The organism is Streptomyces sp. NPDC096013 (assembly GCF_044763565.1).
Classification (GTDB): domain Bacteria; phylum Actinomycetota; class Actinomycetes; order Streptomycetales; family Streptomycetaceae; genus Streptomyces.
This window is the reverse complement of sequence record NZ_JBIWGK010000005.1, coordinates 90,184-103,131: the sequence shown is the minus strand read 5'-3', so window position 1 is coordinate 103,131 and position 12,948 is coordinate 90,184. Positions and strand designations below refer to the sequence as shown.

Annotated in this window: 12 protein-coding genes; 10 read left to right on the top strand and 2 right to left on the bottom strand. The window is 71.8% G+C overall.

Annotation, left to right across the window (positions count from 1 at the left end):
* Positions 1-91: 91 nt before the first annotated feature.
* From fmt to ACIRB1_RS18520, 4 genes are all read left to right on the top strand, one after another.
* Positions 92-1,036, top strand: a complete 945-nt coding sequence (gene fmt / locus ACIRB1_RS18535; RefSeq protein ID WP_403466276.1) for a methionyl-tRNA formyltransferase — start codon at positions 92-94, stop codon at positions 1,034-1,036.
* 374 nt (positions 1,037-1,410) lie between these two features.
* Positions 1,411-2,052 (top strand): TetR family transcriptional regulator, encoded by a 642-nt coding sequence (locus ACIRB1_RS18530; RefSeq protein ID WP_352180440.1) that lies wholly within the window; start codon positions 1,411-1,413, stop codon positions 2,050-2,052.
* Between the two features lie 127 nt (positions 2,053-2,179).
* The gene (locus ACIRB1_RS18525; RefSeq protein WP_403466275.1) at positions 2,180-2,914 is read left to right on the top strand and encodes an NADPH-dependent F420 reductase; all 735 of its coding nucleotides are present in this window, start codon (positions 2,180-2,182) and stop codon (positions 2,912-2,914) included.
* Positions 2,915-3,230: 316 nt separating this feature from the next.
* Positions 3,231-4,649: a transcription antitermination factor NusB gene (locus tag ACIRB1_RS18520; protein ID WP_352180442.1), complete on the top strand. Its 1,419-nt coding sequence runs from the start codon at positions 3,231-3,233 to the stop codon at positions 4,647-4,649.
* A gap of 8 nt (positions 4,650-4,657) precedes the next feature.
* Here ACIRB1_RS18520 and ACIRB1_RS18515 read toward each other — a convergent pair whose 3' ends face one another.
* A complete protein-coding gene (locus ACIRB1_RS18515; RefSeq protein WP_352180443.1) occupies positions 4,658-5,830 on the bottom strand; it encodes an alpha-hydroxy-acid oxidizing protein in 1,173 nt (390 codons plus the stop codon).
* A 391-nt stretch (positions 5,831-6,221) separates the two neighbouring features.
* On the opposite strand from ACIRB1_RS18515, the gene rpe reads away from it, so the two are divergent.
* The 5 genes from rpe (at position 6,222) to ACIRB1_RS18490 (ending at position 9,412) form a co-directional block, all read left to right on the top strand.
* On the top strand, positions 6,222-6,908 hold the full coding sequence (gene rpe, locus ACIRB1_RS18510) for a ribulose-phosphate 3-epimerase (RefSeq protein ID WP_403466274.1): 687 nt from the start codon (positions 6,222-6,224) through the stop codon (positions 6,906-6,908).
* 78 nt (positions 6,909-6,986) lie between these two features.
* The gene (locus ACIRB1_RS18505; protein ID WP_352180445.1) at positions 6,987-8,033 is read left to right on the top strand and encodes a sugar-binding domain-containing protein; all 1,047 of its coding nucleotides are present in this window, start codon (positions 6,987-6,989) and stop codon (positions 8,031-8,033) included.
* 49 nt (positions 8,034-8,082) lie between these two features.
* Positions 8,083-8,448, top strand: a complete 366-nt coding sequence (locus tag ACIRB1_RS18500; protein ID WP_352180446.1) for a ribonuclease domain-containing protein — start codon at positions 8,083-8,085, stop codon at positions 8,446-8,448.
* Positions 8,445-8,762: a barstar family protein gene (locus ACIRB1_RS18495; RefSeq protein ID WP_403466273.1), complete on the top strand. Its 318-nt coding sequence runs from the start codon at positions 8,445-8,447 to the stop codon at positions 8,760-8,762. Before ACIRB1_RS18500 ends, ACIRB1_RS18495 begins: the two co-directional genes overlap by 4 nt.
* A 35-nt stretch (positions 8,763-8,797) precedes the next feature.
* Positions 8,798-9,412: a hypothetical protein gene (locus ACIRB1_RS18490; protein WP_352180448.1), complete on the top strand. Its 615-nt coding sequence runs from the start codon at positions 8,798-8,800 to the stop codon at positions 9,410-9,412.
* 12 nt (positions 9,413-9,424) lie between these two features.
* On the opposite strand, the gene ACIRB1_RS18485 is transcribed toward ACIRB1_RS18490, so the two are convergent.
* A complete protein-coding gene (locus ACIRB1_RS18485) occupies positions 9,425-11,053 on the bottom strand; it encodes an LPXTG cell wall anchor domain-containing protein (RefSeq protein ID WP_352180449.1) in 1,629 nt (542 codons plus the stop codon).
* A gap of 205 nt (positions 11,054-11,258) precedes the next feature.
* On the opposite strand from ACIRB1_RS18485, the gene ACIRB1_RS18480 reads away from it, so the two are divergent.
* A complete protein-coding gene (locus ACIRB1_RS18480; protein WP_403466493.1) occupies positions 11,259-12,701 on the top strand; it encodes a GuaB1 family IMP dehydrogenase-related protein in 1,443 nt (480 codons plus the stop codon).
* The last annotated feature ends 247 nt before the right edge of the window (positions 12,702-12,948 follow it).

Genomic DNA, 12,948 nt, shown 5'->3' with positions numbered 1-12,948 from the left:
ACGGATGTGAGCCGCCGGGCGCGGGTGCCGGGGCGCGCCATAGACTGGTGCGCTGCCCGCCCACCTCCGCCCGAGAGGCCCGAACCCTCCCATGAAGCTCGTCTTCGCCGGTACCCCCGAGGTCGCCGTTCCCGCCCTGGACGCCCTGATCGCCTCCGAGCGGCACGAGGTGGCCGCCGTCGTCACGCGGCCCGACGCGCCGGCCGGACGTGGGCGCAGGCTGGTGGCGAGTCCCGTCGCCGAACGGGCCGAGGAGGCGGGCATCGAGGTGCTGAAGCCCGGCAGGCCGCGCGATCCGGAGTTCCTGGAGCGGCTGCGGGAGATCGCCCCCGACTGCTGTCCCGTCGTCGCCTACGGCGCCCTGCTGCCCCGGGTCGCCCTCGACATCCCCGCGCACGGCTGGGTCAACCTGCACTTCTCGCTGCTGCCCGCCTGGCGCGGCGCCGCCCCCGTGCAGCACTCCATCCTGTCCGGCGACGAGATCACCGGCGCCTCCACCTTCCTCATCGAGGAGGGCCTCGACTCCGGGCCGGTCTACGGCACCGTCACCGAGGAGATCCGCCCCACCGACACCAGCGGCGACCTGCTCACCCGGCTCGCGTTCGCCGGCTCGGGCCTGCTCGCCGCGACCATGGACGGCATCGAGGACGGCACCCTGAAGGCCGTACCGCAGCCGAACGACGGCATCACCCTCGCCCCGAAGATCAACGTCGAGGACGCGCAGGTGGACTGGACGGCCCCTGCCCTCCGGGTGGACCGGGTGGTGCGCGCGTGCACCCCGGCCCCCGGCGCGTGGACCGTGTTCCGCGGCGAGCGCCTCAAGCTCATCCAGGCCGCACCCGTGCCCGAGCGGACCGACCTCGCACCCGGTGAACTGGCCGTCGGCAAGAACAATGTTCACGTGGGCACCGGTTCGTACGCCGTCGAGCTGCTGTGGGTCCAGGCCCAGGGCAAGAAGCCGATGCGCGCGGCGGACTGGGCGCGGGGGGCGCGGATCGGGGCGGGGGAGAGCGTGGGGGCGCTCGGGGCTTCTTAGCCGCCAGCTTTAACCAGCCGCCTGCTTGGGATACGACGAGGAAGGGCGCCCTGAACATTCAGGGCGCCCTTCCTCGTCTTGGTCTTCGGGCCGTCGGGCTGCGTCCAAGGCCATCGAACGCGTCGATGGCCTCGCGCAGGGGCTGTGGCTTGTTGCCGCCGGGGGTGACGGTGGCCAGTTCGACGATGGGGAGGTTCGCGGTCCCCCGTTCTTTTCTACCGCCCCGCTGCTGGGCTGGCGTCCCGCTGATGAGCTGACCCCTTGGCCCTCGGGACGGTGGGAGTGCTGATTCCTCTTGTGGTACGGAGTCTATAAATGCAACGTTAACTCAACTTGGTACTCCGTTCCATGTTGGGCCTGTGTACACTCGTGGCATGGCCGACTCCGCGAAGACTTCATCCGACCCCGCGCCTGCCAAGCGCGCCTCCCTGCGAGAGCGGACGCGTGCCGCGATGCGTGCGGAGGTCAGCGACGTCGCCTTCCGGCTCTTCGCCGAGCAGGGCTTCGAGAGCACGACCGTGGAGCAGATCGCCGCCGCGGCCGGGCTGTCGCGCACCACGTTCTTCCGGTACTTCGGCACCAAGGAGGAAGTCGTGCTCGGCCGGGTCGGTGAGTACGGCCGTCAGGTCGCCGATGCCCTCGCCGCCCGCCCCGCCGGGGAAACCCCCTGGTACGCGTTGCGCCGCGCCTTCGATGTGATCACCGAGGCCGGGCCCGGTGGACCCGGATCACCCGCGGACATGATGCGGCTGCTCAGCCAGGCGTGCTTGCTGATGACGCGCCACTGGGAGAAGACCCAGGGCTGGCAGAGCGTGATCGCCCCGGAGGTCTCCCGCCGGCTCGGCGGGCCCGACCCGGTGACCGACATGCGGGCGAACGCGCTCACCGCGGCGGCGATCGCCTGTCTGGACGCGGCCACCGACGCCTGGATCGCCACCGGCGGGACCGCGTCCCTGCCCGACCTCGCGGATCAGGCGATGGGCTGCCTGCACGAAACGGGCGACACTCCCGGATAGCCGCTCGGGGCGCCGCCCGCACCTTCCCACCCACGACCCTTCCCACCCATGACTCCGGCGCGGGCCGCTCGCCCCGCCGTCACCCCGTGCTGCCCTGGGGGCAGTGCGACCAGACAGAGGACAAATCATGAAAATAACCGTTATCGGCGCTGGAGCGATCGGGGGCAACCTGACCCGCAAGCTCAGCGCGGCCGGCCATGACGTGCAGGTCGCCGACGCGCGGGGTCCCGAGGCCGTACGGGCCGAGGTGCTGGAGACCGGCGCCCGCGCCGTGGCCCTGGACGCCGCCGTGCGGGACCGGGACGTCATCATCCTGTCCATCCCCTACGACCGGGTCCCGGAACTGGCCGGCCCGCTCGCCAACGCCGGTGCGGAGACGGTGGTCATCGACACCACCAACTACTACCCCCACCTCAACGGCCGCATCGAGGCCGTCGAGAACGGCCAGGTGGAGAGCGTGCGCAACGCCGAACTGCTGGGCCGTCCCGTGGTCAAGACGTGGAACGCCGCCCTGGCGGAGACCCAGCGCACCATGGGCACGCCCGCCGGCACCCCGGGCCGTATCGCCCTCCCTGTCGCCGCCGACTCCGACCGGGCACGACGGGTGGCCATGCGGCTGGTCGACGACACCGGCTTCGACCCCTACGACGCCGGCCCCCTCGCCGACTCCTGGCGCCAGCAGCCCATGGGCCCGGCCTACTGCACCGAGCTGACCCTCGACGAGCTGCCCGCGGCCCTCGCGGCGGCCGACCCGGAGAAGGACGCCCGCGTCCGTGACAGCATGCTGGAACGCTTCGCCGCCCTCGGGGACGCGCCCACCCGGGAGGACGTCGTCGAGATGAACCGCGCCGCCCACCGCTGAGCGGAACCCAGCCCGCCCACCCTTCGCAGTCCTCGCCCACCCGGCTCAGGCGGGCGGGACGGGACCCACCCGCCGCAGCCGGGTACCCCCGCCCCGGTGACCTCGGCCGCCTGGAGGCCACCGTCAACACCCGGGCCCACATCCTCAAGCGGCCGCGCATCCTCGGTTCGTTCCCGGCAAGGCACCAAACAGGATCTCGCCGATCTCTACGACCCCATGCGCACCGGGGAACTCGACCCGCCGCTCGACCGCGCCACACCCCAGGTCGACGTACCCTGAACCCACATCTCAGCCAGAAATCCGGAGCACCTTTTTCGTGAGTGAGCAGTCCCCGCGACCCCGTAAGCCCGGCAGGCCCTACCGGCGGCCGCAGAAGGATCCCGTTCGTTTTCTCGCCTTCGAGGCGTTGAGGGCCGTGGACGAGCGGGACGCGTACGCCAACCTCGTGTTGCCGCCGCTGTTGCGGAAGGCGCGGGAGAAGGGTGACTTCGACGCCCGGGACGCGGCGCTGGCCACCGAGCTGGTCTACGGGACGCTGCGGCGGCAGGGGACGTACGACGCGATCATCGCCGCCTGCGTCGACCGGCCGTTGCGCGAGGTCGACCCGCCGGTGCTGGACGTACTGAGCCTCGGGGTGCACCAGTTGCTCGGGACGCGGATCCCGACGCACGCCGCGGTGTCGGCGTCCGTCGAGCTCGCCCGGGTCGTGCTCGGCGACGGGCGGGCCAAGTTCGTCAACGCCGTGCTGCGGAAGGTCGCCCACGACGACCTCGACACCTGGATCGAGAAGGTCGCGCCGCCCTACGACGACGACCCCGAGGACAATCTCGCCATCGTGCACTCGCACCCGCGCTGGGTCGTCTCCGCGCTGTGGGACTCGCTCGGCGGCGGGCGTGCCGGTATCGAGGACCTGTTGGAGGCCGACAACGAACGGCCCGAGGTGACCCTGGTCGCCCGGCCCGGCCGGTCCACCACCGAGGAACTGCTCCGCGAGGAGGCAGCGGTGCCGGGGCGCTGGTCGCCGTACGCCGTGCGGCTCAGCGAGGGCGGCGAGCCCGGGGCCGTGGCAGCCGTGAAGGAGGGGCGGGCCGGGGTGCAGGACGAGGGCAGCCAGCTGGTCGCCCTCGCGCTGGCCAACGCGCCGCTGGACGGGAGTGACACGTACTGGCTCGACGGGTGCGCCGGGCCCGGTGGCAAGGCCGCGCTGCTCGCCGCCGTGGCCGCCGAACGCGGGGCCGTGCTCCTCGCCTCCGAGAAGCAGCCGCACCGGGCGGGGCTGGTGGCCAGGGCGCTCGCGGGGAACCCGGGGCCGTACCAGGTCATCGCCGCCGACGGGACCCGGCCGCCGTGGCGGCCCGGCACCTTCGACCGGGTGCTGATGGACGTGCCCTGCACCGGACTCGGTGCGCTGCGCCGCCGGCCCGAGGCCCGCTGGCGTCGTAGGCCGGAGGATCTCGAAGGGTTCGCTCCGTTGCAGCGCGATCTGCTCCGCACCGCCCTTGAGTCCGTGCGCGTCGGCGGGGTCGTCGGCTACGCGACCTGCTCGCCGCATCTCGCCGAGACCCGGGCCGTCGTGGACGACGTGCTCAAGCAGTTCCCGCAGACCGAACTGATCGACGCCCGCCCGCTGCTGCCCGACGTCCCGGCACTCGGCGAGGGTCCCGACGTACAGCTGTGGCCGCATCTGCACGGGACCGACGCGATGTACCTCGCGCTCATCCGCCGGACCGGGTGACCCGCGGGTCAGGCGACGCGCCTGAGCGCTTCCCGGGTGAGGTCGGCCAGGGCCGGGTAGCCGTCCACGGCCATGATCAGGTCGGTCTCCGCGAGGAGTGAGCGGAGCACGTGGACGATGCCGTCCGTGCCGCCGAGGGCGAGGCCGTAGGCGTACGGGCGGCCGATTCCCACGGCGGTGGCGCCCAGGGCGATCGCCTTGACGATGTCGGCGCCGCTGCGGACGCCCGAGTCGAACAGGACCGGCAGACCGTCCGCCGCGTCGACCACGGCCGGGAGCGCGTCCAGGGCGGGGAGGCCGCCGTTGGCCTGGCGTCCGCCGTGGTTGGAGCAGTAGACGCCGTCCACGCCTCCGTCCTTCGCGCGGCGGACGTCCTCCGGGTGGCAGATGCCCTTCACGATCAGCGGGAGGTCGGTGAGGGACCGTAGCCAGGGGAGGTCGTCCCAGGTGAGGGGGTTGCCGAAGAGCTGGGTCCAGAGCAGGACCGCGGACTGCGGGTCCTCCTCAGGGGTGCGTGCGAGGCGGGCGCGGAAGACCGGGTCGCTGGTGTAGTTGGCGAGGCAGTGGCCGCGCAGCTGAGGGAAGTTGGCGGTGGAGAGGTCGCGCGGGCGCCAGCCGGTGACCCAGGTGTCCAGGGTGACCACGATGCCCTTGTAGCCCGCCTGTTCCGCGCGGTGGACGAGGCTCGCGGCGAGGTCCCTGTCGGTGGGGGTGTAGAGCTGGAAGAGGCCCGGAGTCTCTCCGAACTCGCCGGCCACCTCCTCCAGCGGGTCGACCGTCAGCGTGGAGGCCACCATCGGGACGCCGGTGCGCGCGGCGGCCCGTGCGGTCGCCAGGTCGCCGTGGCCGTCCTGGGCGCACAGGCCGATGACGCCGATCGGGGCCATGAACACGGGGGAGGGCAGCCGCATCCCGAACAGGTCGACGGACAGGTCGCGTTCGGCCGCGCCGACGAACATGCGGGGGACCAGGCCCCAGTGGTCGAAGGCGGTGACGTTGGCCCGCTGGGTGCGTTCGTCACCGGCTCCGCCCGCGACGTACGACCACACGGAGGGCGGCAGCGCGGAACTCGCCCGGTCCTCCAGCTCCGCGAAGGCCATGGGGTAGGACGGCACGATGCCGCCGAGCCCGTTCAGGTAGATCTCGTTCTGGTAGGAGCCGAACGGCTGTGCCGTGCCCATTGCCCTCTCCCTCTCCGCTGAGGTGTCCTGCCCGCTGCCGAAAGCCGGTGAACCGCAGGATTCTCGCACCCCGGGTCAGACGGAGGGCGGTGCGGGGGTGAGTCGGACGGGCAGGTCCTCGCCGACTTGGGAGGGGTGCCTGCGGTGCGTCAGCGCGATGACCCGGTGATGGCGGAGATACGGCAGCAGGGCGGTCCACTCACCGGAACGGCACGGTTCTCACCCCGCCCGGGGAAGGGCCCTGGAAAGGGGCGCGGGGAACTGCGCGCCCAGCCACAGCGGACCCGCACCTGAAAGGTCACCCATCCACAGCGGACCCGCACTCGAAAAGGAACCCCACCCACAACGGACCGATGCGGCCAACCCCCGGAGGGCATGGCAGGCTTGGGGCATGGCCGTCCAGATCAACCCCAGCATCCTGTCCGCAGACTTCGCCCGCCTCGCCGACGAAGCCGACGCAGTGTCCGGCGCGGACTGGCTCCACGTCGACGTCATGGACAACCACTTCGTCCCGAACCTGACCCTCGGCGTACCGGTCGTAGAGTCACTGGCGCGGGCGACGGACACCCCGCTGGACTGCCATCTGATGATCGAGGACGCCGATCGCTGGGCCCCGCAGTACGTCGAGGCGGGTGCCTCCTCCGTCACCTTCCACGTCGAGGCGGCCGGTGCGCCGGTGCGGCTGGCCCGTGAGATTCGGGCCAAGGGAGCGCGCGCGTCCATGGCACTGAAGCCCGCGACGCCGATCGAGCCGTACGAGGATCTGCTGCCCGAACTCGACATGCTGCTGATCATGACCGTGGAGCCCGGCTTCGGTGGCCAGTCGTTCCTCGACATCATGCTGCCGAAGATCCGCCGCACCCGTGAGCTGATCAAGAAGCACGGACTGGAGATGTGGCTTCAGGTCGACGGGGGAGTTTCGGCCTCGACGATCGAGCGCTGCGCGGACGCGGGAGCCGATGTGTTCGTCGCCGGTTCGGCGGTCTACGGGGCATCCGACCCGGCCGCGGCGGTACGTGCATTGCGCACGCAGGCGGAGGGGGCCACCGGCAAGGCATCCTGGGCGTGCGACCACTGAGCGGCAGGTATGTGAACGGCGGCCATCAAGGCTGATCAAGTGCGCCGGATCTGCAAGGATGAACGGCGAATCCAGAGTGTGAACAGCAGTGAGGAGATCGCCGTGTCGGGTATGTCGGCGGGCCGGTCAGCCATGCGGATGGGACCCGCAGAGCTGGTGCAGGCGGCGGCCATGGCCCGCCGCTTCTACCTTGAGGGCAAGTCCAAGATCCAGATCGCGGAGGAGTTCGGCGTCAGCCGCTTCAAGGTGGCCCGGGTCCTGGAGACCGCTCTCGAACGGGATCTCGTACGCATCGAGATCCGAGTACCGGCCGAACTGGACGCGGAGCGCTCGGACGCGCTGCGTGCCCGGTACGGCCTGAGGCACGCCGTCGTGGTCGAGTCCCCGGCCGAGGTCAGCGAGGAGTCGCCCGACCCCGAGAACCTCGGGGAGGTCGCGGCCGACCTGCTCGGCGAGCTGGTCACCGAGGGCGATGTGCTCGGCCTGGCCTGGGGCCGGTCCACCATCCACATGGCGGCGGCCCTCGACCGGCTGCCGCCCTGCACGGTGGTCCAGCTGACGGGCGTGTACGACGCCGGGACCGCCGAGCGCGGCTCGGTCGAGGCGGTACGGCGGGCCGCGCAGGTGTCGGGCGGCGACGCCCACCCCATCTACGCCCCGATGCTGCTGCCGGACGCGGCCACCGCCGAGGCGCTGCGTCACCAGACGGGGATCGCCCGGGCCTTCGAGTACTTCGACAAGGTCACGGTCGCCTGCGTCTCCATCGGTTCCTGGGAGCCGGGCATCTCGACGGTCTACGACATGCTCAGCGACCAGGAGCGGGCGCACTACTCGTCCCTCGGTGTCGCCGCCGAGACGTCCGCGCACCTCTTCGACGCCGAGGGCCGCCGGGTCGGCCGGGACCTGGGCGAGCGGTGCATCACCGTCAAGGCGGACCAGCTGCGCCGTATCCCCGAGGTCGTCGCGATCGCGGGCGGACAGCGGAAGGCCGCGGCGATCGACGCCGTACTGCGGTCCGGGCTCGTCACCAGCCTGGTGACGGACACGGCCGCGGCGGACTACCTGATGACGGCCGGGTCGCCGCCGAAGTCGGCGCTCAGCCGGACGGACCCCGACGGGATCTGACGGGCCGCGACACCACGTCGTACGGGGACGGCCGTGACAGCATCGGCGCATGCTGCTGCGGTTCGTCTCCCGGGTGCTTCTCGTCTTTCTGGCCGTACTGCTGCCGGTCGGCTGTTCCTCCACGGCCACGACCGGTGACACCGCCACCGTCAAACTCTCCCAGCTCCCCGCCGAGGCACGGCGGACCGTCGCCCTCATCGACCGGGGCGGACCGTTCCCGTACGCCAAGGACGGGGTCGTCTTCGGGAACTACGAGAAGCTGCTGCCCCGGCAGAAGCGCGGTTACTACCACGAGTACACCGTCAGGACGCCGGGCTCGCGGGACCGCGGGGCCCGGCGCATTGTCACCGGGCAGGACGGCGAGATCTACTACACCGATGATCACTACAAGTCGTTCAGGACGGTACTGAGATGACGGAGTTCGCGGTCACGCTGGACCTCGACGGGGTCACGGACAAGGCCGGCCTGATGGACCGCTGCGTCCAGGCACTCCAGCTGCCCGACTGGTTCGGCCGGAACTGGGACGCCCTCGCGGACAGCCTCGGCGACCAGACCGTGTGGCCCGGGGAGGCGGTCGAGCGGGGACTGCTGGTCGTCGTACGGAACTGGCGGTCGTACGCCACGGCACGGCCCGACGAGTGGGCGACCGCCGTCGACGTCTTCGGGGACGCGGTCGACGCGACACCGGCGCTGTCCGTGGTGCTCGAGCTCGGCGGAGGCGGGCGCTAGCCCGATTGTCCGAGGCGGCTGGCAGAGTGTCCGGTATGGAGCAACAGGAGCAGCGCACGTCGGTCCGGCTCGTGGTCGTGGACCCGGACCTCGAAGCGCAGTGCGACCGGGTGGAAGAGCACTTGCTGGCGCCCCTGGCCGAGTCCGTGGGCGGAGCGGGCGGTGACCACGCGCTCTTCGCGGACGGGCTCATGGCCTTCCGGCGGGTGCGGGAGACGCTCGCCGAGGCGGTGGCCCGGGGCCCCAAGGTGTGGACACCGAACGGCCGTTGGGAGCACGAGGGCCTGCGCATCGTCGAACTGCCCACCGGGGACACGGACTTGCTGTACGCGCTGCTGCGCGAGCTGTCCGGCCTCCTCGTGGCCCCGCCGGACCTGCCCGACCCCTCGGGTGTCGTCGCCACCGTCCGCACCACCGTCCTGACCCCCGAGAAGACCGCCGTCGGCCTGGTCGGCGCGCTGGCGCGGGTGCTGTCCCTGGTGGACCTCACGCCCGACGCAGACACGGCCACGCTCTTCGCGGCGATCGAGGCGGGCGGCGGCGAGGACGTGAGGCTCAGCTACGGGCAGGACGAGGCGTGGCAGCGCCTCGCCCACCGGCTCACGATGCTGCTGACCGAGTCGGCTCCCCTGCATCGTTTCCTGTACTGAACTGCCTCTGCGTCAGAGGGAGTTGCGCCTGCGGCGGGCGACGAGCAGGGTCGCCGAGCCCAGCACCACGGCTCCGGCCGCCGCGGTGGCGACGAGTGCCATGGGGCCCGTGCCCGTGTGCGGCAGTGTGCCGCCGGGCGTGGTCGTCGCGGTCGGTGTGGCCGACGTACCGCCCGACGCACCCGGGGTGGGGGACGCGCTCGACGCGGGCGAGGACGCGGACGGGCTCGACGTCGGTGACGCGGTCGAGGCGGTGAAGGTGAACGTGGCGCGGTCGTTGGCGGAGTCCGGGTCGTGCAGCGGGATGCCGGCCGGGCCGGGGAGCACGGTGGCTGTGCCCTTCTCGCCGGTGTAGTCCCTGGCCGCCTTCACCCACAGCACGAACAGCTGACTCCTCCCGGCGGCGACACCGCGCGGCACCGGGCACACGTAGTGCCGGTGCCCCGCCGCGAAGGGCGCCGTTTTGCCGTTGCCCACCCAGAGGAAGCACTCGCCGTAGGGCGTGTCCTCCCCCTCCTCGAAGGCGTTGCCGGTCGCGACCGTGCCCTGGGGGAGGACGACGTCGACGAGGGCGACGGCCTTGTTGCCGACGCCGTACGCGGAGGCCGGGCCGTGGTTCACGGCGTTGAGGGTCAGCGTCCACCCGCCGCCCGTACGGCGGGGTGTCACCGCGGCGGTGGCGGCGAGGTCGGCCGAGCTGTCCGCCGAGACCCGGAACTGGCCGGTGGCACCGCTCTCGAAGCCGTTCCCCGAACCGGACGCGGGCACCAGGGTCAGCTCCGGTCCGGTCCCCGGGGTGATGCCGCCGCCGGGTTGCACGCCGGGCTTCAGCAGTTCGGCCGAGTAGTCGGTGACGGCGGTCAGGACGTGGGCGCCGACCGTGGCGGTCAGGGGGCTGCTCAGCTCGACGGTGGCCCCCGCGGCCACCGGGGCGGTGAAGACGCAGGTCACGGACGCCTGGCTGCCGGGTTCGACGGGGTCGTCGCCGTCGCCGTAGGTGCAGTTGGAGAACTTCCGGTCGAAGACCAGCCCGCCCACCTCCTCCCAGCGCAGCATGATGCGGCGGTCGGTGGCGAGGTCGCCGGTGTTGCGCAGCCGGAGCGGAAGCTCGACGCGGGACCCGATCCTGGCGTGCGTCACGTCCGGCACCTTGCCGACGGTCAGCTCCGGGACGCCTACGACCACCTTCGCGTGCGCGGTGGTGCCGGTGCCGTGCTCGGCGGAGACGGTGTACGTCAGCGTGCCGGTCGCGCCGAGGGCGGCGCCCGGGGCCGCCCGCACGGTGAAGTCGACGTACGGCGGCTGGGACTCCTCCTCGTCGACGCAGGTGACGACCTGCCCGGCGGCCGTGCACCTCGGGTCGTCCGCGGTGACGGCCGCGACGCCCGCCAGCTCGCGGGCGTCGATGACCAGCGTCTGGTGCGTGGGCACGGGAACGTTCGCGCCGTCGTCGTAGAACTGCCAGCCCACGTGGACCGGCTGCGCGGCCCGGCCCACGTTCAGCTGCGCGTCCGCCTCGATCACGGCGTGCGCCTGCGTCGGCGAGGGGGAGGGACTGGCGGCCAGGGCGGCGGAGCCGGGCGCGAGGGCGAGCACCACGGCGGTGAGCGCCGCCCCGAGCACCGTGCGGAGGGAAGTCATGACCGTTCGATGCGCGAGGTGTCCCGAAGGTTGCCCACACGTGAATCACGGGTTCGTTCGGACATTCCTCCAGGGGCGCCCTCGACCTGCCTGGACGATGATCCGAGGCATGGCATTCCGCCCGACATGGGACAATGAAGTACGTGCTCTTCCCCCTGGCTGACCTGTCCGGGGACCACCTCTGATCGACTGGGATGTGCAGCACGTGCGTTTCCTCAACGACATCCAGCCCCCGTACGACCTGACGTACGACGACGTCTTCATGGTGCCGCGCCGCAGCGCGGTCGGATCGCGTCAGGGCGTGGACCTCAGCTCCCCGGACGGCACGGGCACCACCATCCCGCTGGTCGTCGCCAACATGACCGCCATCGCCGGCCGCCGCATGGCCGAGACCGTGGCCCGGCGCGGCGGGATCGTGGTCATCCCGCAGGACATCCCGATCGAGGTCGTCACCGACGTCGTGTCCTGGGTGAAGAGCCGCCACCTCGTCCTGGACACCCCGATCCGGCTCGCCCCGCACCAGACCGTCGCCGACGCGCTGGCCCTGCTGCCCAAGCGCGCGCACAACGCCGGTGTCGTGGTGGACGGGGCCCAGCGCCCCGTCGGTGTCGTCACCGACGCCGACCTCACCGGTGTGGACCGCTTCACCCAGCTCGGCGAGGTCATGTCCCGTGACCTGCTGCTGCTCGACGCGGACATCGACCCCCGCGAGGCGTTCAACAAGCTGGACGGCGCCAACCGGCGTTACGCGCCCGCCGTCGACAAGGACGGCAAGCTCGCCGGCATCCTCACCCGCAAGGGCGCCCTGCGCGCCACGCTGTACACGCCGGCCGTCGACGCGGACGGCAAGCTGCGCATCGCGGCGGCCGTCGGCATCAACGGCGACTTCGTGCAGAAGGCCAAGCAACTGCTCGACGCGGGCGTGGACACCCTCGTCATCGACACCGCGCACGGTCACCAGGAGTCGATGATCAGCGCGATCCGGCAGGTCCGTGCCCTCGACCCGCAGGTGCCGATCGTGGCCGGCAACATCGTCGCCGCCGAGGGCGTCAAGGACCTCATCGAGGCGGGCGCCGACATCATCAAGGTCGGCGTGGGCCCCGGCGCGATGTGCACCACCCGCATGATGACCGGCGTCGGCCGGCCGCAGTTCTCGGCCGTCATGGAGTGCGCCGCCGAGGCGAAGAAGTACGGCAAGCACGTGTGGGCCGACGGGGGTGTCCGCCACCCGCGCGATGTTGCGATGGCGCTCGCCGCCGGTGCGTCGAACGTGATGATCGGCTCGTGGTTCGCGGGCACGTACGAGTCGCCGGGCGACCTCCAGCAGGACGCCAACGGCCGCCTCTACAAGGAGTCGTTCGGCATGGCGTCCGCCCGCGCGGTCCGCAACCGCACGTCGGACGAGTCGGCCTACGACCGCGCCCGCAAGGCGCTGTTCGAGGAGGGCATCTCCACCTCCCGCATGTTCCTCGACCCGGCCCGCCCGGGCGTCGAGGACCTGATCGACTCGATCATCGCGGGCGTCCGCTCCTCCTGCACCTACGCCGGCGCCGGCTCCCTGGAGGAGTTCGCCGACCGCGCGATCGTCGGCATCCAGAGCGCGGCAGGCTACGCAGAGGGCAAGCCGCTGCACGCCAGCTGGAGCTGACGCGACTCGATTTGCTGCGGCCCCTGTTGTCACGGCCCCTGTTGTCCTGGTGGACGGGATGTTCAGGGGTCGTTGGCGTGCGGTGGGATGTTCAGGGGTCGTTGGCGTGCGGCGGCGGTGGGCGGGTGTGGGTCACGTCGTCGTATGTGGGCTCGGGTTGGCCAACTTGCTTTGCTGCGGCCCCTGTTGTTCTGGCGCCCGGGATATTCGGGGGCCGTCGGCGTGCCCGGAAGATACCGTCGACTGC